The 23,631-nt window shown below is 40.7% G+C and carries 20 protein-coding genes; 2 read left to right on the top strand and 18 right to left on the bottom strand.

Annotated features, from left to right (window positions below; translation table 11 throughout):
* Positions 1-474: 474 nt before the first annotated feature.
* The 16 genes from ACNJYY_RS19520 to ACNJYY_RS19595 all read right to left on the bottom strand — a co-directional run bounded on the left by ACNJYY_RS19520 (position 475) and on the right by ACNJYY_RS19595 (position 18,554).
* Positions 475-1,119 carry a hypothetical protein gene (locus ACNJYY_RS19520; RefSeq protein WP_416729766.1) on the bottom strand — a complete coding sequence of 215 codons (645 nt, stop codon included), beginning with the start codon at positions 1,117-1,119 and terminating at the stop codon, positions 475-477.
* Between the two features lie 8 nt (positions 1,120-1,127).
* Positions 1,128-1,418 carry a hypothetical protein gene (locus ACNJYY_RS19525; protein ID WP_416729767.1) on the bottom strand — a complete coding sequence of 97 codons (291 nt, stop codon included), beginning with the start codon at positions 1,416-1,418 and terminating at the stop codon, positions 1,128-1,130.
* 265 nt (positions 1,419-1,683) lie between these two features.
* Positions 1,684-2,403 carry a GntR family transcriptional regulator gene (locus ACNJYY_RS19530; RefSeq protein WP_416729768.1) on the bottom strand — a complete coding sequence of 240 codons (720 nt, stop codon included), beginning with the start codon at positions 2,401-2,403 and terminating at the stop codon, positions 1,684-1,686.
* A 65-nt stretch (positions 2,404-2,468) separates the two neighbouring features.
* The gene (locus ACNJYY_RS19535) at positions 2,469-3,806 is read right to left on the bottom strand and encodes a glycoside hydrolase family 30 protein (RefSeq protein WP_416729769.1); all 1,338 of its coding nucleotides are present in this window, start codon (positions 3,804-3,806) and stop codon (positions 2,469-2,471) included.
* 27 nt (positions 3,807-3,833) lie between these two features.
* Positions 3,834-5,177 carry a glycoside hydrolase family 30 protein gene (locus ACNJYY_RS19540; protein WP_416729770.1) on the bottom strand — a complete coding sequence of 448 codons (1,344 nt, stop codon included), beginning with the start codon at positions 5,175-5,177 and terminating at the stop codon, positions 3,834-3,836.
* Positions 5,174-5,800, bottom strand: coding sequence for a YesL family protein (locus tag ACNJYY_RS19545; protein ID WP_416729771.1), 627 nt, complete (start codon positions 5,798-5,800; stop codon positions 5,174-5,176). The genes ACNJYY_RS19540 and ACNJYY_RS19545 overlap by 4 nt, the downstream gene beginning before the upstream one ends.
* Positions 5,801-6,057: 257 nt before the next feature.
* Positions 6,058-7,662: a sugar ABC transporter substrate-binding protein gene (locus ACNJYY_RS19550; RefSeq protein WP_416729772.1), complete on the bottom strand. Its 1,605-nt coding sequence runs from the start codon at positions 7,660-7,662 to the stop codon at positions 6,058-6,060.
* Positions 7,663-7,890: 228 nt separating this feature from the next.
* Positions 7,891-8,778 carry a carbohydrate ABC transporter permease gene (locus tag ACNJYY_RS19555; RefSeq protein WP_379676024.1) on the bottom strand — a complete coding sequence of 296 codons (888 nt, stop codon included), beginning with the start codon at positions 8,776-8,778 and terminating at the stop codon, positions 7,891-7,893.
* A 14-nt stretch (positions 8,779-8,792) separates the two neighbouring features.
* A complete protein-coding gene (locus tag ACNJYY_RS19560; RefSeq protein ID WP_197129899.1) occupies positions 8,793-9,755 on the bottom strand; it encodes an ABC transporter permease in 963 nt (320 codons plus the stop codon).
* Positions 9,756-10,025: 270 nt separating this feature from the next.
* A complete protein-coding gene (locus ACNJYY_RS19565; RefSeq protein ID WP_416729773.1) occupies positions 10,026-11,045 on the bottom strand; it encodes a LacI family DNA-binding transcriptional regulator in 1,020 nt (339 codons plus the stop codon).
* 279 nt (positions 11,046-11,324) lie between these two features.
* A complete protein-coding gene (locus tag ACNJYY_RS19570) occupies positions 11,325-12,095 on the bottom strand; it encodes an endonuclease/exonuclease/phosphatase family protein (protein ID WP_416731914.1) in 771 nt (256 codons plus the stop codon).
* Positions 12,095-14,245 carry a glycoside hydrolase family 3 N-terminal domain-containing protein gene (locus tag ACNJYY_RS19575; protein WP_416729774.1) on the bottom strand — a complete coding sequence of 717 codons (2,151 nt, stop codon included), beginning with the start codon at positions 14,243-14,245 and terminating at the stop codon, positions 12,095-12,097. The genes ACNJYY_RS19570 and ACNJYY_RS19575 overlap by 1 nt, the downstream gene beginning before the upstream one ends.
* Positions 14,242-15,645 (bottom strand): alpha-galactosidase, encoded by a 1,404-nt coding sequence (locus tag ACNJYY_RS19580; RefSeq protein ID WP_416729775.1) that lies wholly within the window; start codon positions 15,643-15,645, stop codon positions 14,242-14,244. The genes ACNJYY_RS19575 and ACNJYY_RS19580 overlap by 4 nt, the downstream gene beginning before the upstream one ends.
* Before the next feature lie 5 nt (positions 15,646-15,650).
* Complete coding sequence (locus ACNJYY_RS19585; RefSeq protein ID WP_416729776.1) at positions 15,651-16,388, bottom strand: 6-phosphogluconolactonase; 738 nt, start codon at positions 16,386-16,388, stop codon at positions 15,651-15,653.
* Between the two features lie 679 nt (positions 16,389-17,067).
* Positions 17,068-17,892, bottom strand: coding sequence for a sugar nucleotide-binding protein (locus ACNJYY_RS19590; protein ID WP_416729777.1), 825 nt, complete (start codon positions 17,890-17,892; stop codon positions 17,068-17,070).
* Positions 17,889-18,554, bottom strand: coding sequence for a DUF4304 domain-containing protein (locus ACNJYY_RS19595; protein WP_416729778.1), 666 nt, complete (start codon positions 18,552-18,554; stop codon positions 17,889-17,891). The genes ACNJYY_RS19590 and ACNJYY_RS19595 overlap by 4 nt, the downstream gene beginning before the upstream one ends.
* 572 nt (positions 18,555-19,126) lie before the next feature.
* Here ACNJYY_RS19595 and ACNJYY_RS19600 point away from each other — a divergent pair.
* Both ACNJYY_RS19600 and ACNJYY_RS19605 read left to right on the top strand, forming a co-directional pair.
* Positions 19,127-19,870: a hypothetical protein gene (locus tag ACNJYY_RS19600; RefSeq protein WP_416729779.1), complete on the top strand. Its 744-nt coding sequence runs from the start codon at positions 19,127-19,129 to the stop codon at positions 19,868-19,870.
* Positions 19,871-19,873: 3 nt separating this feature from the next.
* Complete coding sequence (locus ACNJYY_RS19605; protein WP_416729780.1) at positions 19,874-20,608, top strand: DUF4367 domain-containing protein; 735 nt, start codon at positions 19,874-19,876, stop codon at positions 20,606-20,608.
* A gap of 195 nt (positions 20,609-20,803) precedes the next feature.
* Here the strand turns inward: ACNJYY_RS19605 and ACNJYY_RS19610 are convergent, their stop codons facing one another.
* Both ACNJYY_RS19610 and ACNJYY_RS19615 read right to left on the bottom strand, forming a co-directional pair.
* Positions 20,804-22,366, bottom strand: coding sequence for a BCCT family transporter (locus ACNJYY_RS19610; RefSeq protein WP_416729781.1), 1,563 nt, complete (start codon positions 22,364-22,366; stop codon positions 20,804-20,806).
* Between the two features lie 61 nt (positions 22,367-22,427).
* Positions 22,428-23,615: an iron-containing alcohol dehydrogenase gene (locus ACNJYY_RS19615; protein WP_416729782.1), complete on the bottom strand. Its 1,188-nt coding sequence runs from the start codon at positions 23,613-23,615 to the stop codon at positions 22,428-22,430.
* Between the last annotated feature and the right edge of the window lie 16 nt (positions 23,616-23,631).

Consider the following 23,631-nt stretch of genomic DNA (forward strand, 5'->3'; position numbering starts at 1 on the left):
AAGTTTCAATAAATGGTAATTATTCCAATATATATTATTAAAAAGATGCAAAGAAGCTCGTAGTTTCCTCTTCCATTCACATATCCGTATAGCAGTTGCACAGTTCCTATTAGATCTGCGGCAGTAAATTATACTTATTAAGTTCTTTATTTATGAATAAGACAAAATTAATTAACCGAGAAAATCTTTACACTCAGTTTTAACGAAATATATTCTTCTTTTCTAGATTACATTATTTAATATGTTAATTAGTCCTTCGTACATTAAAAAACAAAAGCCCTACCTAGGATGTCCAGGCAGAGCATTTTTTACGGTATTTAGGAATTATGTTAAGTAAATATTCTTGATAATGAGTCCAGGGTCTAGACATCAGTCTTCCACCCCCTGTTTATTATCATTGAGTAGTTATAGGGTGGGAGCTGCATTTTAAGATATAAATGTCATGTACTTAGCTCTTGTTGCAATAAAATTTTTCTAAAATCTGTATCCTACTTTCATTCTCCCAGAGGAAGTATAACCAAGTGTTTGGTTTTCAAGATAGTCTAGGGCTATGTTGCGATTTGGAGATGATGATTTCTTGATAAAGTGGTACATTTTCTCCCAAGTTGTGCGTTTGAATGTCCCATTTCCAGGTATTAAATATTTTCCAAATTCATGTTCAATATGCCGCTCTTTTTCTTCAAGAACAAGATTAAATAAATACAATTCTTTTTTCTTTTGTTTTGCCACCCAAAGACCAAGTAGCCAATACCGTAATAATTCATACTTTTTACCTTTTATAGCAATCGTGTAGAAACCTGCATTAAACACACGAGTAAAAAACCAATTGTCTGCCTCCGTATAAAACTTCTCCATGTCTGTTTGGGAAGTTGTAGTACTATTTCCTGACTCGGTTTTACAAACTAATAAGATAATCGCTTCATCTGTTTCTATTAAAATATCAGGTTCGCGTCCTCTAGTTAATTTTTCTCCAAATGTATTGCTTGCTTTTACTAGCGAATCATATAATTTATTAAACTTCGTATCGTAACACCAGTAATAGATGTTAGGATTTTCCGCATTATGAACGCCGAGGGAATCTAGATACCCCTCCAATAAATTACTTTGATAGCGAAACAAATTCCACGTTACAGCTTCTTTAGAATTATTTTAGCTAATCGATCTTCAATTTTCTTATTGAATATTTTTTCTAGAAGTTGAATATCTTCGGAATCTTTTGAGAGCAGATTCATCATGTAATCTTTGTAATCAAAGGTTGTGGGAGACAGGTAGATATTGTGAACGGGGCATAGGAAATTTTCCATTGTTTTAATATTTCTTCTTTGTCTAAGAACTTTATGTATACAGTTTCGTACATGGCACTCTATCCACTCATCATCTTGTGTGATTTTTTCTTTTAACTGTGTACGAATATACATAAAGAAACCTCCTGCATAAACCAATGTGTTAAATATAATTATAACAATATTTGTAAATTTTTACTATATGCAATTAATTGATATCCATTTTTTTACTTATAGATAAGTAAAACACCCGAGCCATCTCGGCTCGAGTGTCCCACTTTACTCTATCTCAGAATACTTATCACTATGTAATCACTTCTTTCACCCAGATATATTAACTGGGTCCCTCTTTCTATTATAAAAAAGCCAGCATGTACCACATGCTGGCTTTCACAAGGTATTAAGTCAACTCCACCGTATACGTAAACTTATCTCCTCTTGCAACCGAAACCGTGTATTCTATGATTTCTGATTGTTCGTAGGCGATGCGCTCTAATTGAAGACATGGTGTTCCTTCTTCTATGTTCAGTATTTCGGCTTCGTCTTTCATTACACTTATCGCTTTAAAGCTTTCCGATGCTTTTGAAATATTCATGTCGTACTCATTTCGGAACCATTCGTACATAGACGTATGCTCGAGGTCTTTGCTACTCAAGTTCTTAAATCGACTAACGGGTAGATATGACGTTTCGATCAACATCGGATCTTGATCGGCAAGCCTTAATCTTTTAAAGATGTACACTTCGTCCTCAACAGACAGATTTATGATTCGGGCAATTTTACTGCTACACACCGTCTTCTGAAAGGAAATGATCTGGATGGAAGGAGTCTTCCCCACCTTTTTCATCTCTTCTGTAAAACTATAAATTTTTACTAGACTCTGATTGTGCACTTTCTTGGCTACAAAGGTGCCTTTACCATGAAGCTTATAAATATATCCTTCTTTTTCGAGTTCTTGGATCGTTTGTCTTACCGTTGTACGGCTTACTTGATACGTTTCGCACAGCTCTCGTTCGGAAGGCAGCTGATCTTCTTCAGCAAACTGGCCGGATTTAATTTTGCCGATTAATAGATCCATCAGCTGATAATATAAAGGAAGTCGATTATCTTTTAGAATCACGTTAAGCTCCTTACGGGTACGTATGTCATTACCAGTAGTATATAGGAAGCTTTCTATTGAAACAATTAAGAAATGACGCCTGTCACGATCGATCCTGCTAGTACTTCAAAATCACTCACTTTTCCACCTAGTCGAAGAGATACTGGAACGTCTTCTGTTGAACGATTCAACAGCACAACCACAAGGGAACCATTCGGATTTTTTAGACTAACCACATCTAGTTTGTCTGTATATTTCGTTGATGCAATTCGTTTTGCTCCTGGTTCGATATAACGGCTGAAGTGACCGATATATGTGTACGACAACTTCTCCTGCACAATATCGTTTTCTGTGTCACACATGATTGGCGCGTCACAGAAATTGTTCACGTGGTTCGGTCCGCCTTCTTTGTTCAATAAGATGTTCCAATCTATAAATGCATTCATGCCGGCATTGATGTTCCCGATAATGTCATACGCGTACATCTGTGCGTTTTGAAGCTGACCCGCCTCGCTAAAACGGCTATACTCTACGCAGCCTTCTGTAAAGATCAACTTCTTATCTGGAAACTTCTCACGAACAAGGCTGATCGCATCAAAATGCTCGCCCGTATACCAGTGAAACGCCACACCTTGGACCATTTTATTCGTTTCTTCATCGATAATGTCACACGCGCGTTCGTACATTCTTTCTTTGTTGTGATCCCAAATCAGTACATCCACATCTAACAAATCATTTTCTTTTAACGCTGGATAGAGATAGTCACGTAGGAACTCTTTTTCTTGTTGTGCTGTATATAGGCAAGAATCCCATGTTTGTCTCGCGTTCGGTTCATTTTGAATCGTCAGCATGTCGACCAAAAAGCCTTTTTTGCGGTATTCCTTGATGTAATGAGCGATGTATTTTCCCCAGAACTCTCGATATTCAGGCTTAAGTGAGCCACCCTCAACTCGTTGCTCGTTCGTTTTCATAAAAGATGGCGGCGACCAAGGCGACATCATCACACTCAGTGACTTGCCTGCCGTTTTCTCCGCTCCCTCTAACATCGGAATGATATATTGTTCGTCTCTTTCTAGACTGAATGTGTTAAATTCCGTATCAGATGGGTCGCTCATCGCTTCATACTGACCTACTGAAAAATCACAGCTATCGATATGCGTGCGGACAAGGTTATAACGATTTCCTTCAGTGCTGAAATAAGCATCTAGAACTTTCTTTTTGTTTTCGTCACTCATTAGAGAAAAAGTATGACCGGACGCTTCTGTAATCGCACCGCCAAATCCATCAAACGTTTGATATTCTCTATCTGGATAAAGATTGACGACTTTCATTTCAACGCCAGTATCTTTGGAGAAATCTCGGCTGTCTTCAACGGTTTTCTTTGTATCACCTTGGTAGGTAGTTGTGATCCATTTTATTTGCATGTTTGTGTTCTCCTTCTGTATAGAAAATCAATTTGTAAGTAGTGTCATCGCGCATTTCGAACCGAGTGTAAAGTGGATGATCTCATCGTTATCCTGCTTAAGCTCAATGGATTGTTCTTCCTCACTATCGTTAAAAAGAACGGTCACGATTGAGTCATCTGTATTTTTAAAAGCGACTGTTCGGATATCTTCTGTACTGGTTGAACCGATTCTTACCGCTTGCGGTTGAACAAACTTGCTAAAGTGAGCGAGCGCGTAATAATCGAGTGTATAGATTAACTTTTTTGTTTTTTGTTCGACCGTTACAACACCGCGGCACGTACTCTTACCGAAGCCTGGAACAGAGGGACCGTTCTCTTCATCTAAAGCCATGTTCCAGAGGACAAAGGATTTCGAATCGTTACGCATGATCTCAATTCCCGTGCGCATGACGTTTGAGAACGCGGGCTCGAACGCTGGAATCCACTCTCCACCAGATCCTTCTGTAAAATGCACTTCTTTTTCTGGATAGACTTTATGTACTTGATGCTGAGCAACCGGTCGACCGCCATACCAATGCCACGCGACGCCATCTACCGCATCTCCTACATCATCGATCACATGCAATGGATAATCAGGACGGTCCCAGTTATGGTCATAACAAAGAATTTTCGTATCCAATCCGTTCTCAATGAACCGCGGTTTCAGGTAGTTTTTAATAAAATCGGCTTGTCGCTCTGCGGTCATAAGCATGCCCGGATAATGCCCGGGCACAAAAAGTGGCTCGTTTTGCGGTGTGATTGCATAGATGGGAAGCCCCTCTTCACCGTACGCTTTTATATAATTTACGAAGTAATCGGCATACACGCTGTAGCATTCTTCCTTCAGTTCGCCGCCAATCATCGAATTGCTTGTCTTCATCCAAGCAGGTGCACTCCATGGGGAAGCCATGAGTTTGATTGATGGATTTAACTGCAGTGCATTTTGTACCAAGGGAACGATGTCGTCTAAGTCATGTGCGATTGAAAAGTGTGATAATGAAAAGTCCATCTCTCCGTCTGGAAGGTCGTTGTAACTATACATCTCACGCGCATAATCGGAAGACCCCATCGGATTACGCAGCACAGAAAGTCCGATTCCCTTCTCTGGATGAAACAGCTTTTCCATAAGATCTGTTCGGTCGTTCTCATCTAAAATTTGATGAATGAGATAAGCCGCAGAATCTGTGAACGAAGCACCAAATCCGTCGATCTCTTGAAAGGTTTCTTCTATGTTCACAGTGACGGTCACCGTGGAATCAGAAGATGGTGTGCTCACACGTACTTCTTCTATCTCTTTTTGAACAAACAGATCATGATCTCCCGTAGATTGATAGATGGTTAGGTTTTTCATGCGATCTCCTTTTCTTCCTTAATGGAAGCATAGTTGTTAAATAATCTTTCAAATAGAAACGATTTTACATAAGCCGATAGAGAGAATCCTAAGAACAACCACAGAACGATTAATTGTGGCAGAAAGATCGGGACCAGCCCTATAAATGCTAACGTAATCGCAAAGAGTAGGATGGAATATGCCATTGAATGAAAGCTTATGAAAATAGCATTTTTTATGATCTGAAAACTACGATTCTCAAACTTAGCAAGTAGGGGGAATATGTATAAAAACGATAGCAGCGAGATCGTGACTACAAACAGCAGTGGGAAGAGTATCGCTGAGCCGTTTCCCATTAAAAATTGCGCCGTGAACAAAAAAGCAGCCGCTGTTGCGAGTAGGGTTAGCCAGATTGTCGTGCTTTGTTTAAAGTTACTTTTGAATCCGTTCCAGAAGTCAATGGCTATGCTGGTTTCTTCGTTTCGTACCATTTTAAAAGTTGTCGTGTACATGGCTGTTAGGGCTGCGCCGATCGTGATGATGGGCAGGCAGCTCATGATGAACAGCACGTTTAGTACGAGTAGGTCGAAAATTCTGGCTAGCGTTGTGAAGATTTTGCCTTCTATATGAAAGATTTTTTGCATGTTTGATTCCCCCTTTTAGGGCTAAGCTTTGTTGTCTTGAATGTGGTTGATTTCCGTTTCAGGTGCCCGCTTTCCGCGGAGCAGGCGGTGAGCCACTTGCCGCTTCGCGCCTCTAAGTGTCTCACCTGACCGCTTGTCCCGCAGGAGTCTCCCACCTTTCACTACAATCAACTAGTCAGTGAAGAAAAAACCTTTAAATCAAAAACTACTATAGTAACTTCTGTTTCTGAACAAATTGTTACCCGTGTCTTCGATGTCTATTTCATCCCCAACTTCTCACGGTTTTGTTCCATTTTCTTTGTCTTGAGCTCTGTGATCTTATTCCAGTTGTTTTCGTCTAGAAACTTTTCGTAGCTCTTAAGCTCTTTGTCGAACTGTTTGTCACTCTTCGCTCGAACCATGCTTACGACTGTTTTTTTCCACTCGGTGTCGATGGCACTGAATGAGCGTGCTTCTGGAGTTCCTTGATCTGGGTTCGTTCCTTCTAGTACGAAGTGTGGCACGAGTTTGCCTTTGCCCCATTCTGCCATCTGTTTTGTTGCTTCAATTGTTGAGTCCTCGCTCAGCAGGTTGTATTTATCATGTCCGAAGAAGAAGAACTCCCCGAAACGGTATTCTTTTTTGTATTGATCAGGATTCTTCGTGCGCATTTCTTTGATTTCTGGCTTGTATTCGTATTTTCCGTCTGCGTTTACTGTGTAAGTTTTGCCTTCAATTCCGTATGTTACGAGTGTTTGCCCTTTCTCGCTCAACAAGTACGTGAACAACTGAGTTGCTTTTGCTGGGTCTTTACTCTTTTTCGTAATATAGTTCATCATCCAGCCTGTAATCCCTGATTGATTTAGAGTTGGTGCGTTTCCTACCGTGCTTTCCGGTCCGTCTACCGCGATGTATTCACTTCCAGGGTTGTTAGTCTTAAAGCTTTGAAGCGCGCCACCTTTTTGTGGAATTCCGCTGATCAGCATGGATGCATATTTACCTGATTTGATTTTTTCTTCCATCGCTGTGTTGTCGTCGGCAAAGCTATCATCACTGATGCCGCCTTTTTGATACACGCCGTTAAACGTTTCTAACCACGTTAAGTAATCTTTATCCAAGTTACGGTTGTAGAACTTACCTTCCTTTGTTTCAAGCGGAACGCCGATATAGTCTTGCAGCACTTCACCAAATGCTTCACTCGGTCCAAAAGGAATCAATTTCGGATATTGTTCTTTGATCTTTGTCATTGCACTTTGGAATTGTTCTGGTGTTTTCATCTCCGGTTTTCCAATTGCTTCATATACATCATTACGAATAACAAATGCTGTTGTTGCCGGGATGACGCCTTTATCGTAGTCTGCTTGTGTGTTGGAGAAGTTAGCATAACCATACGTTTTTCCGTCTTTCAGTTCGTGCCATTTTAACGTATCTTTTACTGCTACCTTATGAAAATAAGGATCATACGTATCTGCTAATTCGTTCAATGGTAATGCCCATGTGTTCGCTTTTTTCGCGATTGGAGCATTCGCATCAAAAATGGAAATAATGTCTGGGATGTCTCCGCCAGAGAATAGTGCATTCAATTTCGTATCATCACCCGTGATGAATTTTACATCGATGTTTAAGTCTTTCTTGATCTGCTTTGTAACGAAGTCGTTACCGAAATCAGCATTCCACCAATCGGCGTTTACGTACCAAGTCAATGTTGTCGTTTCTTTTCGCTTATCTAGTTTCCAAGCTGGTGTCTCTTTATCGACTTTGTAATCTGGCTTTTTTAGCCCTGCACTTTCCGTTTCTGAATCACTGGAACAGCCTGTTAATACCATAAACACCGCTAACAACAACACTAAGCCTTTGCCAAACATAGATTTGATGGTCTTCATTTTTTCTTCCTCCTTTGGTTTAAAAAACTGTTAACGCTTTCAAAAAGTAGTTATGGAAGTCCTTGATCTCCGTTTCAGGTGCTTCGCTTTCCGGGGGATGTGCGGTGAGCCACCTCGACGCTTTGCGCCATTAGGTGTCTCACCTGTCACACTGATCCCCCAGGAGTCTCGCACCTTACACTCCAATCAAAATCAATGATGTTTTTAAGCATAAAAATTTCTAACCTGCTATTCCTTCACCGCTCCAAGCATCATTCCTGAGATGAAATGTCTTTGCAGGAGTGGATAAATTAGGATGATTGGTAAGGTCGTGATAACGATGGTGGCGAGTTGAACGCCTCTTGCGGTTGTTTCGATGACGACTGAGCCGCCGATATTTTGCATCGTATTGGTTTGAGACTGTACGATGATTTCATAGATCTTCATCTGTAACGGATACAGTGCTTGATCCGTTATATACAATTTTGTTGTAATAAAATCATTCCACTGACCTACTCCGTTAAAGAGAGCGATCGTCGCTAGTGCTGGTTTTGATAGTGGGAGGTAGATGCTCCAGAAGATTCTCCAATCGCCAGCTCCATCGATCTTAGCTGAGTCCTCTAGTGACTTAGGAACATTTCTGAAAAAGTTCATTAAGATGATGACATCAAAAAAGCTGAATAATGCCGGAATGATATACACCCAAAAGCTGTTTAACAATCCTAGTGATTTAATAAGTAGATACGTCGGAATCATACCTCCGCTGAAGAACAAGGTGATGATACCGAGTGCCGAATAAAGCTTTCGACCTCTTAAATTTTGTTTGCTGTAGGCATAAGCGACCATCGCACAAAAAAGGACATGTGTACTCGCGCCAATGACTGTCTTTGCAACAGAGATAAAGAATGCCTGCCATATCGTTTCGTCTCTAAACACGGCTCGATAGTTTTCCATCGAGAACTCTTGCGGCCAAAACACAAACCCGCCTTCTGCTAACGACCTTCCTGAACTGAAAGAAGAAACGAGCACGTTCCAGATCGGAATAATGATGATGAACGTGAAGATTAGCAATAAAGACATATTGATAAAGTTGAAAATCCGGCTATCTAAATCTCCTTTAACTACTTTTCCTGCCATGAATGCCCTCCTCTCTACAGTACGGATTGTCCTTCATTTAATCGCTTCGTAACTTTATGTGCACCGACTAACAGGATGAGCGAAACAATCGACATGCCAAGACCAACGGCTGTCGCATAAGAGAAATCACCTTGTGTCATACCGATTCGATACACGTACGTACTCAGTACTTCTGCTTTCTCCTGATTCTGCGTATTCATGAGCACTAACGTCTGATCAAAGTTCGATCCGAAGATACCACTCACCGCGAGAATCAAGTTCAGGTTGATGATGTATTTCATAGATGGAATGGTGATGTGCCAGATCTGCTTTAAGCGGCTCGCCCCATCAATTTTTGCTGCTTCATAATAAGTGGGATCAATCTTCGACATAACGGCAAGGTACAAGATCGTTCCCCAGCCGACTTCTTTCCAGATGTCAGAAAGTGTCGCGATCCACCAATACTTCCCTGCATCGAGCAAATAGTTTTGCGGATTATCCATAAGTCCGACGGCCATCAACGTTTGATTCAATAATCCAGTCGTTGAAAACCAAGTGATTAACATTCCGCCTAGTACGATCCACGATAGAAAGTGAGGCAGATACGAGATCGTCTGCATAAACCGTTTGATCGGACCATCATGCAGCTCATAGATCATGATCGCTAATATAATCGGAGCGATGAATCCAATCGCGAGCTTCATTAAACTGATGGCTACCGTGTTGACCATCGCTTCCCAGAAGAACTTGTCTGTCATGATGATTTGGAAATTCTTTAATCCAACCCAAGGAGCGGTGGAAAAGGTGTCGAGAGCTGTGTATTGTTTAAACGCGATCAAAAGACCATACATCGGGATGTAGCTGAAGATAATCATAAATATGAGACCTGGTATAATCATGGATTGCAGTTCCCATTGATTTTTAAAGTCTTTGAAAAACCGTTTGAACCTAGGTCCTAGTGGCTTTTTTTCTTTTATTTCAACGTTGTTCTTCCCCATAACCGTTACCTTCACAATTCATCTCACTCCCTTGCTCATTTTTAAATACGCTTTGTTGAACTTTGAAAGTCGTTGATTTCCGTTTCAGGTGCTCGCTTTCCGCGGGGCAGGCGGTGAGCCACTTGCCGCTTCGCGCCTTTAAGTGTCTCACCTGACAGCTTGTCCCGCAGGAGTCTCCCACCCTACACTCCAATCAACTTGTCTACGGTGTATTAAAAGAAAAAATATATTAAAACATCAAAAAAACGTTTTTATTAGTGGGTAAAAAAATTATCTTCCTACCAGTTGTTCTACTTTTAGATTGCTAGAGCGTCGGACGATGATTTCGCCTTTTAGCTTTTGGATCATGCCTTTTTCTTTTTGTTGGATCAATTTCACGAGATGATCTACCGCTAAGATGCCTTGTCTTGCGATTTGGTTCTTAACTGTTGTTAGTGGTGGCGAGAAGTATTCAGCTAGATTGATATCATCAAAGCCCATTACGCTAATGTCTTCTGGAATCTGATAGCCTTCTGATTTTAGCGCTTTTATACAACCAATCGCACTCACGTCATTACCTGCTAAAAAAGCATCTGGTAACTTTTCGGGATGCAATTTGATAAAGGATTTTACGGCGTTATATGTACCTTCTTCTTCAAAGAAACCTTGCAGGATGTAGCTTTCATCAAACGAAAGATTGTGTTCGTTGAGCGCCGCGAGATAACCTTCTCTACGTTGAACACTGTCATACATCGTGTCAACACCTGAGATGTAGGCGATCCTCTTATGTCCTAAACTGATTAGATATTTAGCTGCGTCATACCCCGCTGTATAAGAATCAAAGATGACGCTTCCCATTGTTTCGTTCTGCAACACACGATCTAAAAAGACAGCTTTAACTTGTGCCTTTTCCATCACCGATACATCTTTGTCATCAATCAGCAGTTCCTCGAATATGATCACGCCATCAAGACGCTGTCCTAAGATATTGCTTAAGATCACACGTTTATCTTTTGCGACCACGATGTTTAATCCATATCCTAACTTTTCACAGTGACGTGCCATCGCTTCGACCAATACATAAAAGTATGGACCACTGACACTTGTTGTAAAGAACCCGAGCATCTTACTTTCGCCAGCTTTCAAGAGCTTTCCGTTAAGGTTCGGAATATAATTCAATCGTTCCGCGACCTCCAACACGTGTGCTTTTGTAGCTGGCACGAGAACATCAACGTTGTTTAACGCGTTGGAAACGGTCGAGATAGATACGCCCGCTTCTTTTGCCACATCTTTTATCGTTACTTTTCTCATTGCATTCTTCCTTCTTAAAACGTTTTTATTTCGGTGCAAAAAAGTGATTTTTATTTATCATTTTATTATGTAAGCGTTTTCTAAAGATCTCAAAAATAGTGGGAGGGTCATTAATTGGTCCTCCCTTTCGTATTTTCGGTTCTTTTCTCATCTTCTGAAGTATAAAATCTCGAATCTGCACAGAAATATAAAAACGTTTTTATTTTATTTTAAATTACCACATCCCTCTCTAACTCACAATCTATTTTTGTTAATTTTCTGAAATTTATATATTTGTACTTATTTTAGCTCTATTTCCACAGTCACCGGATAATGATCGGAAGGGTAACCGTGCTCCATTTTTGTTCGAATAATCTTGGATTGAGAGATCATTACGTCTTGAGAAGTAAAGATAAAATCTATCGGTTCACCTTGCACATCTCCTTTAAAATCATGAAAGGTTAGTCGGTCTTCAATATTTCCACCCATCGTCTTAAACGCATTCTTTAACTGCAACTCTTTATCACAATGTTGCAGTGTCTGACTGCTAGGAACATCATTAAAATCTCCAATCAATAGAAACGGCAGATGTGATGTCTGGTTCAATCTATGAATCGTCTCTCCAATGAGCTTGATTCCTTGAACACGCGCTTCTTCACTCATATGATCCAGATGGGTGTTGAACACTCGGAATCTAGTATTTGGTCCTTCAATAAGTGATAACTCAGCCCACGTACACACACGTGGATAGCTCGTATTCCAGCTCATACTGCCTACCTCGTTCGGCGTTTCAGATAGCCAAAAGGTATCGGAATCTAGTAAAGAAAATAGATCACTCCGATAAAAGATCGGCGTCCCTTCATCACCATTTCGGCGTGGCTCACCTGTCCAGTCATAACTTGATAGATTCTGCATGACATCACGGATCATAAACTCATTCGCTTCTTGCATGCCAACAATAGCGGGCGACTCGGCGTTAATCACCTGACTAACACCGTTATACCGATCACGCCAAGCGTTCTCCTTGAGACCAGGAATATCCACTCTTATATTAAACGTCATCACTTTCATCAATTGTTTCGCACCCCTATCGTTTCAACTTCGTAATTGAACGTACCTACAGGCTTTTTCAAGTCATTGATATAAAGGTTGAATGCACCTGGTTCAATACTTGGTTGCAAATGATTATTTAAATAGGTTAAGTCCTCTACTTTCAATGAAAATTCCACATGTACCGTCTCGTGAGCTGGCACGTGTACCACTTTGTATTTCTTCATTTCTCGTGTTGGACGCACGACCTTTGACACTAAGTCTTCCAAATACAAAATGACGATTTCTGAATACGCATAAGAACTTGGATTTTCAACACTAAATGAGATGGTTAGTTCTTCTCCATCCTTTAAAACACTGTTAGAAATCTTCATATTGCTATACGTTGTGTTCGTATACGTAAGTCCCTCACCAAATGAGAACAGCGGACCCACTTCACAATCCTGATAACGACTGCTATAGCTTGAATCATTCGCCGGGCGTCCTGAGCTGTATTCGTTGTAATGAATCGGAACCTGTGATGAATAACGTGGAAACGACATCGTTAGCTTTCCTGATGGTGTATCTTTTCCTGTTAAAAGTTCAGCAATCGCTCTACCCGCTTGAGTTCCCGGATACCAGCACCAAAGGAGAGCAGGAATATCATCGATAATATTTTGAAGTGCTAAAGGTCTTCCGGAGAAACAAACGCAAACATACGGCTTGTTCAAACGCTTAATCTCCCGGATCAATTCCTGCTGCTTATCCTCGAGCTCAATATGCACGCTGCTATGTCCCTCGCCACTTAAATCCCAGCGCTCTCCAACAGCCGCAATGATATAGTCAGACTGAACCAGTTCATTCTCTGGACACTCCTCTAACGTTTCATACGCTTTAACGTTTAACGCACCATCGAGTGATTGCAGTCCTTCTGTTAGAGAGATGACATCTTCAAAGCTTCCTTTGCACGGCCAGTTCCCGAGCAGCTCTTTCGTTTTCGCGAAAGGTCCAACGATCAAGACGTTCTTCACCGTTTTTGGGATTGGCAGCAACTCTTCATTCTTCAACAACACACAGCTCTTTTTCGCCGCTTCCTTTGAGAATTGTAGAGATTCCTCATTTAAGATAACCTGTTTCTCTTTCTTCTCATCTACATAAGGATTTTCAAATAAACCAAGCTCATTTTTAAGCTGTAAAATCTTAAGAACCGCCGCATCAATATCTTCTAGTAGATTTGGGTTTCTCGATAAAATCTCCTGATAGTTTTCCAAATACAGTGTGGACACCATTTCAATATCAATTCCAGCGTTTAACGCTAACTCTGCCGCTTCTTTTCCATTTGCAGCTACTCTGTGATTTTGCAGTTCAGCGACTGCACCCCAGTCTGAGATCACAATGTCTTCAAACTGATAGCGATCTCGCAAGATCTCTTTCATCATTTCTTCACTCGCCGTAACCGGTGTTCCATTAAAAGTGTTGAACGAGCTCATCACAAACTTCGGCTTGTCTTTGAGCGCGATTTCGTAAGGCTTACCGTAATACTCGAAAAACTCTCGCATCGACATATCGACCGTGTTATAGTCTTTGCCACCAACCGCCGCGCCATATGCTGCAAAATGTTTAAGACAGGCGGCTACTCCATCACCAGAAATCTTTCCGTCACGATCTTTTTGGTAACCTTTAATCATAGCTCCACCAAGGTTACCTGATAACAGATGATCCTCACCGAACGACTCCATTACTCTTCCCCATCTAGCATCCCGTACAAGGTCGACCATTGGAGAGAAGTTCACCGTAATGCCTGCAGCTCGTAATTCTGATGCCGTATGTGCAGCAACTTTCTCTAAAATCCGTTCGTCCCACGTACAAGAAAGCGCCAGTGGAATCGGAAAGATTGTCTTATAGCCATGAATGGCATCGTGCATAAATAGAAGTGGTATTTTCAGTCGCGATTTTTCTAGATAAGCTGACTGAATCATGTTCGTTGCCTTCGCACTCGAAACACCGATCACACTACCTATCGTGTATAACGTGTCTTCTTCTAAAAGCTGATCCGAATAACCAGGACCCGTTTCAACCATCTCACCCTCAACCTTGCCGACGTAATGCTCTCCCGTAATCTGAGTGAGCTGGCCGATCTTCTCTTTTAACGTCATCTCTTGAAGTAACGCTTGTAAGTTCTCTACATTCATTGCAGTTCTTCACCTGACTTCCACTCTAATTTTGGCAGGATTTCTTTTTGCAGCTCACACATCTCATCAATCATGGCGCACGCTTGATAATACGTTGGTGCTTGCGGATCTAGCAGGATAGCTTGCAGTAATTTTGTCTTTGATTTTTCTAGAAATGCCTCGATCAAAAGCTTATGAATCGTCCCTTGGATATGGATGGTTCCGATGATAGCTGTTGGCAGTTCTACCGTCATCGGTTTTAATGAGATTCCACTTCCGTTCACGATCGCTTGTGTTTCAACCACCATATCGTCAGGCAATCCTTTTATCGCACCATTATTCTGCATGTTAACGGCGTTTAGCTCGATCTCGTCATCAAAGTAGATCGCTTCTATAATGGGAATCGCATACTCGTGACTTCGTTGTACGTTTTCCTTTTTAAAGACATAAGCCTGTTCCGTCCACTGTTCGTAAGAATCGTCCTTCGGAAACAGCTTCTTATCTTGAACGTGACCACTTGCACTGTAAACAAAATCAGGAACCCTTGAATCCTTTTCCCATAACTTCTCTCTGATCGGATCGTAGCGGTAAAGTAGTGATAGTCCTGCGTAAAAATCTTCGGCATATGACACATATTCACCAATATGATTTGTTCCCGGATACGGATAATACCCGTACGTGCGATACATCGTTCGCGACAACCCAAGATGGTCGAATTGCGCTAAGGCATTCGCCTCTTTTTCTTTTTGGTCAAAAAGTGGATACAGATTTTCGCCTGTCTTTTTATCGTAGATTTTTGTAAAAAAGCCGAAGTGGTTTAGCCCTCCACCTTCTACTCCAATTTCGTTCGCGTCCCGCTCCAAAAACTCTGCTAACTGATGAATGCCCATGTCTAAGCCATGACACAAACCTACTACTTTGATTGATGTAAGTTTTGAGATGGCTTCAACTAACTTCGCTTCAGGATTCGTATAGTTGATGAACCATGCATCAGGACAAACTTTTTCCATCGTTTTCGCGATTTCAAGCATCGGACCCATGTTTCGGAGCGTATGAAACATCGATCCTGGCCCACCATTCTCTCCATAGATCTGCTTGCTGCCATAACGGCGCGGAATATGAAAATCTTGAGACCAGTAATGGTAACGTTCTCTCTCAATGGCAACGATTACAAAATGGGAGTCACGCAAAGCTTCTTCCAGATTTGTAGTCTGCCAAATCTTCGCCGGATTCTCAAAAGCCTGAAACATTTCTGTCGCATATGTATGTGTACGGTTTACGTTTTCTTCACTGATGTCCATGAGCGCAATCTCTAATTGGACTTCTGTTTTCAGTCGTTCTGACAAAACGAGATCTTGAAGTGCTCCTAGAGCGAACGATATGCTGCCTGCCCCGATTAGTGATACTTTCATCTTATTCATACCAATCATTCTCCTTTGTTAAGTTGTGCTTCTTCAATACACATTGCTGCATCTCGATCTAGATAGAAATCAATATGGTCAAGTCCTAGCAGAAACTGAGCAGGTAGTTGAGCTTTCCGGTTCATGATGATCTCTTTTGCGATTTGAGCTTTTCTTTCACCCGTCATCACTACAATGACTCGCTTACTTTTTATAATTTGACCTAAACAGAGCGTTATTCCCTTTTCTAGTGAAGTTGGTTGGTTGAAGTACTTTTGCGCGACTATCTTTGTTTTTTCTGATAGGTCGACAACACAACTGTGATTAGATACAGTGCATCCCGGTTCATTTAAACCAATATGCCCATTCATCCCGACACCCATCAAGCTAAACGTAATGGGATTATTTTCGATAAACTTATCAATGCGATGGCACTCGTTATGAAGATTGGACGCTGTTCCGTCAAAGAATTCAATCTGTGAATCCTGAAGTTCCAACGGAGAAAACAGATCCTTATTCAGCATCTGATAACAGCTTCCCTCAGATGTTCGTTCAATGCCAACCCATTCGTCTAGACTTACAATTCTTAAATCTTTAAGCCTTGGATTGTTCTTCGTTTCCCAAGCAAACTGTCGGTAGCTTTTCTCTGGAGTTGTTCCAGATGCCAAGCAGAATACGGGGTTTTCTTCATTTACTAGATGTTGCTTCATTTCTTTGGCGATTTGGTTTGTTATGGCTTGTTCATCTTCAAAGATTTTAATCATGATATTGTCACTCCAATTTGAGTACAGAGAGGTTACGTATAGTAATGATGTCATTACCAGTTAAGGTAAGTATAACAGCTGCTTTTTAAAATGAAATACTTATTTCTTAATTTTCTAAAAATATATCCATAGTAATTTATATACTATTTAACTACTCACAATAGATAAAAGAGCCTTTCCCTCTGGGTTGGCTCTTTCATTATGTATTATTTATATGATTATTTGTTTCTTTCTTATTTTTCGCGCTATAAATTCTGTAGATAATCCCAATAGCTGCAATAACCAACACAACCACAAGGGAAAAAGTCGTTTTGACATAGGTGTTATAACCCATAGCGAGTATAAATGCTAAGAGAATGAATATGTTTAGCAGGGATCTTTCTCATAAGTTTCGGGATTTTTCCGACTTTCTATCATAGATATTTAAAAACGCTTCAACTACAAAAAATACGACTAGACCAACATTTAATATAGTAAATGAATGCGTAATAAGCTCTTTATCTAGAAAAAATTCAAAGTACGAATTAATTAACAGCAACACTGCCCATACGGTAAAGGTACACCAACAAGCAATATTAACATTCCTCTTTTTAATTTTTTCGTTGTGCTTGAAGAACATCGTTATTTCCCTCTCTAGATGTATTATAGAATATCCTTTTTTGTATTCTTAAACATTTGTTTAATACAGTGTGCGAAATTTTGTACGAAGCAATTGGTGGGCTTTTTGAATATTGAGTGACGTATCAAGGGATAGGTATGAATCATTAATTGTTGAAGGTACAAGTGTTTCCGTGCTCCACCCCAGTTGTTTAAACCTTTTCATGTAGAAGGTATAGTAACTTTCTTTTTGAGTTGGTCCCACATGCAACGTACCCCTGAAGTTCACCATGCATAACTCAAGGATTGCATTCGCTAAATCATCCACATTTACAAACGTTCTATATACGTTAGATGCTGCATCAATCGACTTAGACTTTCTTATACTTTCAATCATTTTTAGTGTCCGTTTTTCAATGATGGAATCGCTCGCATCGCTGTATAAAGGACCTGTCCGAATGATAATGTAATTTGAATGTTTCTTTCGAATTAATTTTTCTCCCGCGACCTTTCCGTTTATATACTCAGCTAAAGGAGCTTCTTCAGGTAGCTTTCCGATAGCATCTGTTTCTTTGTAACCACCATCCCCGCCTACAAAAACAGCATCTGTAGAGACAAAAATAACCTTTGTCCGTAGTTTTACTGTGGAAAGAAGAGGTTTGAGACCTCTATCAATTATTCTCTTCTCGTCTTCAAAACTCATAAGCGTCCAGATTATTACATCAGGTTCAAATTCAGCAACGGCACTTTCAATGGAATGCTCTTGGATAGCATCAGCTTCAATAATACCCGGATCTTCATGTGGAGAACGAGATGTTCCAATGACTTTGAATTCTCTGTTATTTGAAGTTAGATTATAGAGTTTAGACCCTAGAAATCCTGTTGCCCCTAATATAAGTAGTTTCATAGCCATTGCCTTTCAGTACTATCTTGCTTCTTTAATTCAGTTATTTCAAAACCCAACCGTTCTGCAAGATCTTTCGTCTCTTCTCTTTCTGCATCAGTTTCGCATTCTGCAAAAACGCTCCTCAAACGTTCTTTTGCGGCCTCTCTATCATCGCATTCATGATAAAGAACCGCTAGAACATGTGGATTCTCATGATATCCTTGTGCTTCTCTTTTCTCCAAGCCAATTATAATATCCTGAATACTTTGAAGCTGTTGAAAATGTGGGATGATTACTCTCTCTATGTCACCTTTAACTTGTTCAATTAGATCTTCTAAATTAGTAGCTGGAGTTAGCTTGTACCAACTATCTTCGTGTTGATCCGTTGTACTTTTGCGCTCGGATATTCGTAGCCTCATCACAGCATCCACTTCTAACGGAAATTTTGGCGGCTCATCCTTATAGTACGTTCCATATAAGCATTCAATTGATATACCCCTATTAATTGTAAACGCTACATCCTCTCTTGTATTCCAACTAGAGGATTGAACATTGATTGTCCACGAGAACCCTGGAAATGTACGTGCAAAGTTATTTCCTTTCTTTTTAAAACAAAGCTTTTTTAATGAAGGAGCTATCGTTTCCTTCACTATATGCTTAAAAACATCTTGCATCCTCACCATAACTCTCTCCCTATTCAATGAAAATCTCTCATAAGCCTAGTTCTATGGGTCTTACCATTTTCTATGGGTCAAAACACGCATGCTATGAGTCAAAATAACGTTTCTATGAGTCGTTAACTTCTTTTCCACACAAAAAAGAAAGCACGTGAACTTAACCGTCTTCGTGCTTTCTTCCTTAAAATATAATCCATATGGTAACCACAATTAATATGGTAATCAGCCATAATGGCAATGATAATAAAATTCCCCATAAGATGACCTTTGCCATCTTCTTTTTAGTCATATAAATCCCTCTATTATAATAAGTGATACTATCTCTTTAATTTTATATACGCTGATTTTACTTGAAAGTTCCCTGAATTTCACTTTTTGTGTCTTATTTTTACATAAATTATCCTTTTCAACATGCCTATTTATCTATACTATCGCAGAAAAGTTTTTTATTGGGAAAATTGTATCTCTTCCCATTCTCTTATTTCCCTAAATTCATACCTATTTTCCCAAAGTTACTATGACATCTATATGGTAGAGTTGAAATTGTATGAATAATCAATAAAAAAGGAGAAGGCACTATGAAAAAAAGATTCCAAGCATTAAAAGTCTTATCGTCTGCAGCCATTTTATCCATCGCGTTTTCTTATCAAGTTCCGCAAGCAAACGCTAGCACTTCTGATAACTTAGCAGAAGTCGAAGGGGATGCAGTTGCAGCTTACTATTATGTTGATGGTAAAAAGATTGAAATTCCTCAAGAAGATTTAGCAAATCTTTTGAGTGTGGAAGAAGTATATGACCTTCCTTATGATCCTGCTGAACCTACTCCACCTGCATCTACTCAGCTAAGCGCCAAAGAAAAGGCTCAAGCAAAAAGTATTGGAACTTTAGGAAACAAATGTATCCCTGGATATGAATACGATGCTAGAAAAATTAGCGGTGCTTTCGAAAACGGAAAGTCTGGCTCACGATTTGCAAACAAAACAAGTTCAACCGTTACAAAGGTTTCACAGCTCTCTACAGATAAAACCATTGGTGGAGAGGTGAGCGCATCTGGAGACTTTACATGGGGACCTGTTCAATCAACGGTCGGATTTAAGATAAATGGTTCATATACATGGAGAACGGCAGAATCTTCTTCCTTACCAATTAAACCGAAGAAAATGGGCTGGGTTGATTATGGGACGTATAAAGAAAAGTGGACAGGTGATTACTATTACTTAACTTCATCGTGTTCCGAGACTTCTAAGGTGTCCGTAACACCAAAGGGTCCTAAATACAAATTGGATGTGGCAAGAGAAAGCGCCATTCCTCCAGGAGTATAATTTTTGTTAAAAAAGAAGACAACCTTTCTCTCACTTTGTTTAATTATAGTCTTAGGTGCCTGTCAATCGTCCCAAGAACCCGTCAACTCCCCATCACCTAATGAAAAGAAGAACAACAAAGCTGAAGTTGAAATGGTTAATCTAATTGATGCACCCGAGCAAAAAATAAGTGCATCTCAGGCAGCTGTTCATCAATATGAGTTTGTTTATACAAATAAAAAGAAGCTACTACCTTCCCAGTCGTCACTTGTAAATGAAGTTCGATTGGGTGACAATAGCCTAGTTATTTTAAACACGCAAAAATATGATCGGAATTTCGTTGTATTTGATTATAAGAACATAGACGGACGATGGAATATACAAAACATCGTCACATTGGATGTCTTAGACGGTGAATATTTTAAAAACAAAGAGAAATTAAACCTTCCTTTTAATGAATTCGTTGTTGCAAAATATACCGATAACAATCCTAAACTTTGGACATTTGCTAATAAAGAAAAGATTGTAACGATTGCTAAGCACGATCGATTTACCTTCCAAGATCAACAAGCCCAAAAGAAGACTGTTGGTGACAAAGAGTTATATGTTCATACGAAGGAAAAAAATAGCTATGTTTACTATTTCGACTCAGAATCTGTGATCCTTTTATCCGGAAATCTAAACGAGGAAGACTTGATTGAACTAGCTGCATCTCTACCATCAGCTAATGAAAGTAGCTTTCCAACCAAAGCCCAATAATTTATAACTTTTTAAAAAAACTCTCTCAAAAGTGTTCTTAACTTTTGAGAGAGTTTTTTGATACTTCCACGTGACTTTTTAACTGAAGAAAAGTAAGAGGTGAAAGCTTGTTTTTGAAGTGAATGGTAATAGAATGATAAGCATATAGAAAAGAAGCACCTAGTTCATAAAATTTAGGTGCTTCCATTTTGTTCTTTATCCTACATCCTTCATACCCTTAGAATACTCGTCACCATCAGAATCTCTTTCACTCACATCATACTTCTCTGGTGCACGCGCCACTTTAATAAGCGCCACTACAATAAACAAACATAGCAACAACGCTGGCACTCCTCCAAGATTTGAAAGCATCTTAATCCCATCGATCTTTGCGAAGGAGATCATGATCCAGGAGATTGTTCCTACTGCTACTCCCCAAACGACTTTTATCTTGAAGTCTGGCTCTGGGCTTTCCGGTGTGATGCCTGTCGCACTGATTCCGCCCATAGCTGATATGTTGGAATCGGCTGCGGTCACGAATGAGATGAATACGATGAATAAGTAAAACGGAATAAGAAGAAAGGACAATGGCAGATCAGATAGTACGGAATAGAGAACGGATTCTGGTCCGCTGTTTGTTAGAATATCGCCTAGTTTGCCTTCTGTCATCTGCTGGTGGATGGATGTTCCGCCGAAAATCGTCATCCAGATCGCACCGAACACGGATGGCAGACCGAAGTTTACTAGAATGAATGCACGAACTGTATATCCATACGAGATTCGACCTAAGAATAGTGCTGTGATTGCTGCCCAAGCAAACCAGTTCGCCCAGTAGAATACCGTCCACCATTGTGGCCATTGATCGCCAGCTGCAGCTCCGGTAAACAGACTCTTTTCAAAGAAATTAGATAAGAAATTTCCGAAAGACTCTGTTCCCAAGTTCACGATAAATGCGGTTGGTCCTGCAATAAATAAGAAAAGAATAACGACTACATACACTTTCATATTAATGTCAGAAAGGATACGAATGCCTTTCATCAAACCACTTGAAGCTGATATTACGAACGTAATCATAACGACCGCCGCGATTACCGCCCACATAGTTGGATTGCTAGGCAATTCGGTTAGATAATTCACTCCTCCGGCAAGGTTCAAAATCGTCGTCCCCATCGCCGCTGCCATACCCAGTGCGAGCGTGTACAAACAAAGAGCGTCAACCGTTTTTCCCCAGCCCCCTGATACACGATCACCTAAAAGTGGAGCGAGCGTGGAGCTTAGAGAGAACGGCTTACGCATGTTGTAGTAAGCAAATGCAAACATAAGTGCCGGAACACAATAGATCGCGTAAGGCGTTACCGTCCAGTGCAGGTACATCGTGGACATAGAAAAAACGGCTGCTTCCGCGCTGTTTGCCTTAATTCCGAGTGATTCTGGTGGTGCTGTTAGATGATAGATCGGCTCGATAAAGCCCCAAAACGTTACACCAGCTGCAATCGTTGTACATAACGTAATCGCGATCCAGTTGCGAAGCTTTAACAATGGTTCAGCTTTATTTCCACCGATTTTCACTTTACCGAGTGGTGAAAAGTAAACACCTACTACGGTCACGAGCATCAGCATTCCACCTAGACTGAACAGCCAGCCGAGGTTTGCTAGAAGCCAGTTGTTGGCATCAGTTGCCGTCTTAATAAACCACTCTCTATTTGTAAAACTCAAAACAGCCGCTACTACTAAAAGTAAAAATGGTGGCCAAAACACACTGTGACGAATATTTTTCATCCCTTTCATCCCCCTTATCCTTAAACAAACGTTTAAAATCAGAAAGCGATTACAAAAAAAATTATGCTTCTAAAGGTTGAAGTTCTAGGATGTTATTCGCAAATCTTTGGAGATCGTCTACACTTGCTTCTCGACAGTTATTGTTTAACATTGGTGCATTTTCTCCCGATTGCATCGTCTCCACAAGCTGTCTGATGTTCTCTTTCGTTAATCCATCATCATACAACGAAAGCTTCAAACCACTTACTTCAACGAGTCTACTATATTCTTCCGCTCCAGCTAGTGCCAGTTCTTTTTCAGTTAAGCCGGCTCCATCAACGCCCATCGCTTTAGCGATCTTCGCATGAATTCTTACCTCTTTCTCCGCGTTCCATGCATACGCCACATTCAACGCGATCGCCACAGCTCGCCCGTGATGGATGCGTCCAATCGTTCCTAGCGCGTGACCGATGCAATGAGCGATGCCTGTTCCTCCTTGCTCTATGGCCATCCCAGCTAGAGTTGCAGCTAAAGCTAGATTTCCACGCGCTACTAAATTATCTGGTGTCTCTAACGCTTTTTCAAAGTTCTCTGCGATTAACTGAACACTCTGCAGACTCAACGCTTCAATGAATGGGTTCGATCGTTTTCCCGTACATGCTTCTATCGCATGAACGAGTGCGTCGAGTGTTGTTGCGGCCGTTAAAAATCCAGGTAGTGCTTTCGTGAATTCCGGTTCTAAAATAGCGAGTTCCGGAGCCATGTTTTCATCCCATCCCCATACTTTGCGTTTTTCTGGCGTGGAGAACACGACTGTACTCGTCACTTCTGCTCCTGTTCCTGATGTGGTCGGCAGCATGATCGTTTTGATTACTTTAAAAGGAAAAGGATTTGCCATCAAAGCGTAATGCATCGCAGGCTGTTCGCCACCCGCAACTAGAGCTGCCATCTTTGCTACGTCCATCGCAGACCCGCCGCCAAGACCGATCACGCACGTGGCACCGAAGCTCCTGATCACCTCAGCTGCTTCATCAATTGAATCCGCACTCGGATCACTTTGCAAGTTGCTGAACAGACGTGTTTCCACACCGCCTTCTTCAAGCGCTTTTAGAACCAAATCCGCGAGACCAACGCCAACTACGCCTGGATCTGTTACAACAACCGCTTTAGATTCACCGCTTAGACGTTTAACATCATTTCCAATTTGAAGATAGCGATCGATGCCATAGGCAACACGGGTCTTAGGTGCAAACTCAAATGGTGTACTCATCTAACTTCCTCCTTCA

The organism is Fictibacillus tiangongensis (assembly GCF_048083785.1).
GTDB lineage: Bacteria > Bacillota > Bacilli > Bacillales > Fictibacillaceae > Fictibacillus.

Coding starts and splice junctions, on each gene's coding strand:
- ACNJYY_RS19565 (WP_416729773.1), bottom strand. CDS start 11,045: ATGAGAAAAGTAACGATAAAAGATGTGGCAAAAGAAGCGGGCGTATCT.
- ACNJYY_RS19615 (WP_416729782.1), bottom strand. CDS start 23,615: ATGAGTACACCATTTGAGTTTGCACCTAAGACCCGTGTTGCCTATGGC.
- ACNJYY_RS19590 (WP_416729777.1), bottom strand. CDS start 17,892: ATGAAACTACTTATATTAGGGGCAACAGGATTTCTAGGGTCTAAACTC.
- ACNJYY_RS19540 (WP_416729770.1), bottom strand. CDS start 5,177: ATGAAAAACCTAACCATCTATCAATCTACGGGAGATCATGATCTGTTT.
- ACNJYY_RS19600 (WP_416729779.1), top strand. CDS start 19,127: ATGAAAAAAAGATTCCAAGCATTAAAAGTCTTATCGTCTGCAGCCATT.
- ACNJYY_RS19560 (WP_197129899.1), bottom strand. CDS start 9,755: ATGGGGAAGAACAACGTTGAAATAAAAGAAAAAAAGCCACTAGGACCT.
- ACNJYY_RS19525 (WP_416729767.1), bottom strand. CDS start 1,418: ATGTATATTCGTACACAGTTAAAAGAAAAAATCACACAAGATGATGAG.
- ACNJYY_RS19555 (WP_379676024.1), bottom strand. CDS start 8,778: ATGGCAGGAAAAGTAGTTAAAGGAGATTTAGATAGCCGGATTTTCAAC.
- ACNJYY_RS19585 (WP_416729776.1), bottom strand. CDS start 16,388: ATGATTAAAATCTTTGAAGATGAACAAGCCATAACAAACCAAATCGCC.
- ACNJYY_RS19545 (WP_416729771.1), bottom strand. CDS start 5,800: ATGCAAAAAATCTTTCATATAGAAGGCAAAATCTTCACAACGCTAGCC.
- ACNJYY_RS19595 (WP_416729778.1), bottom strand. CDS start 18,554: ATGGTGAGGATGCAAGATGTTTTTAAGCATATAGTGAAGGAAACGATA.
- ACNJYY_RS19535 (WP_416729769.1), bottom strand. CDS start 3,806: ATGCAAATAAAATGGATCACAACTACCTACCAAGGTGATACAAAGAAA.
- ACNJYY_RS19575 (WP_416729774.1), bottom strand. CDS start 14,245: ATGAATGTAGAGAACTTACAAGCGTTACTTCAAGAGATGACGTTAAAA.
- ACNJYY_RS19550 (WP_416729772.1), bottom strand. CDS start 7,662: ATGAAGACCATCAAATCTATGTTTGGCAAAGGCTTAGTGTTGTTGTTA.
- ACNJYY_RS19570 (WP_416731914.1), bottom strand. CDS start 12,095: ATGAAAGTGATGACGTTTAATATAAGAGTGGATATTCCTGGTCTCAAG.
- ACNJYY_RS19610 (WP_416729781.1), bottom strand. CDS start 22,366: ATGAAAAATATTCGTCACAGTGTGTTTTGGCCACCATTTTTACTTTTA.
- ACNJYY_RS19580 (WP_416729775.1), bottom strand. CDS start 15,645: ATGAATAAGATGAAAGTATCACTAATCGGGGCAGGCAGCATATCGTTC.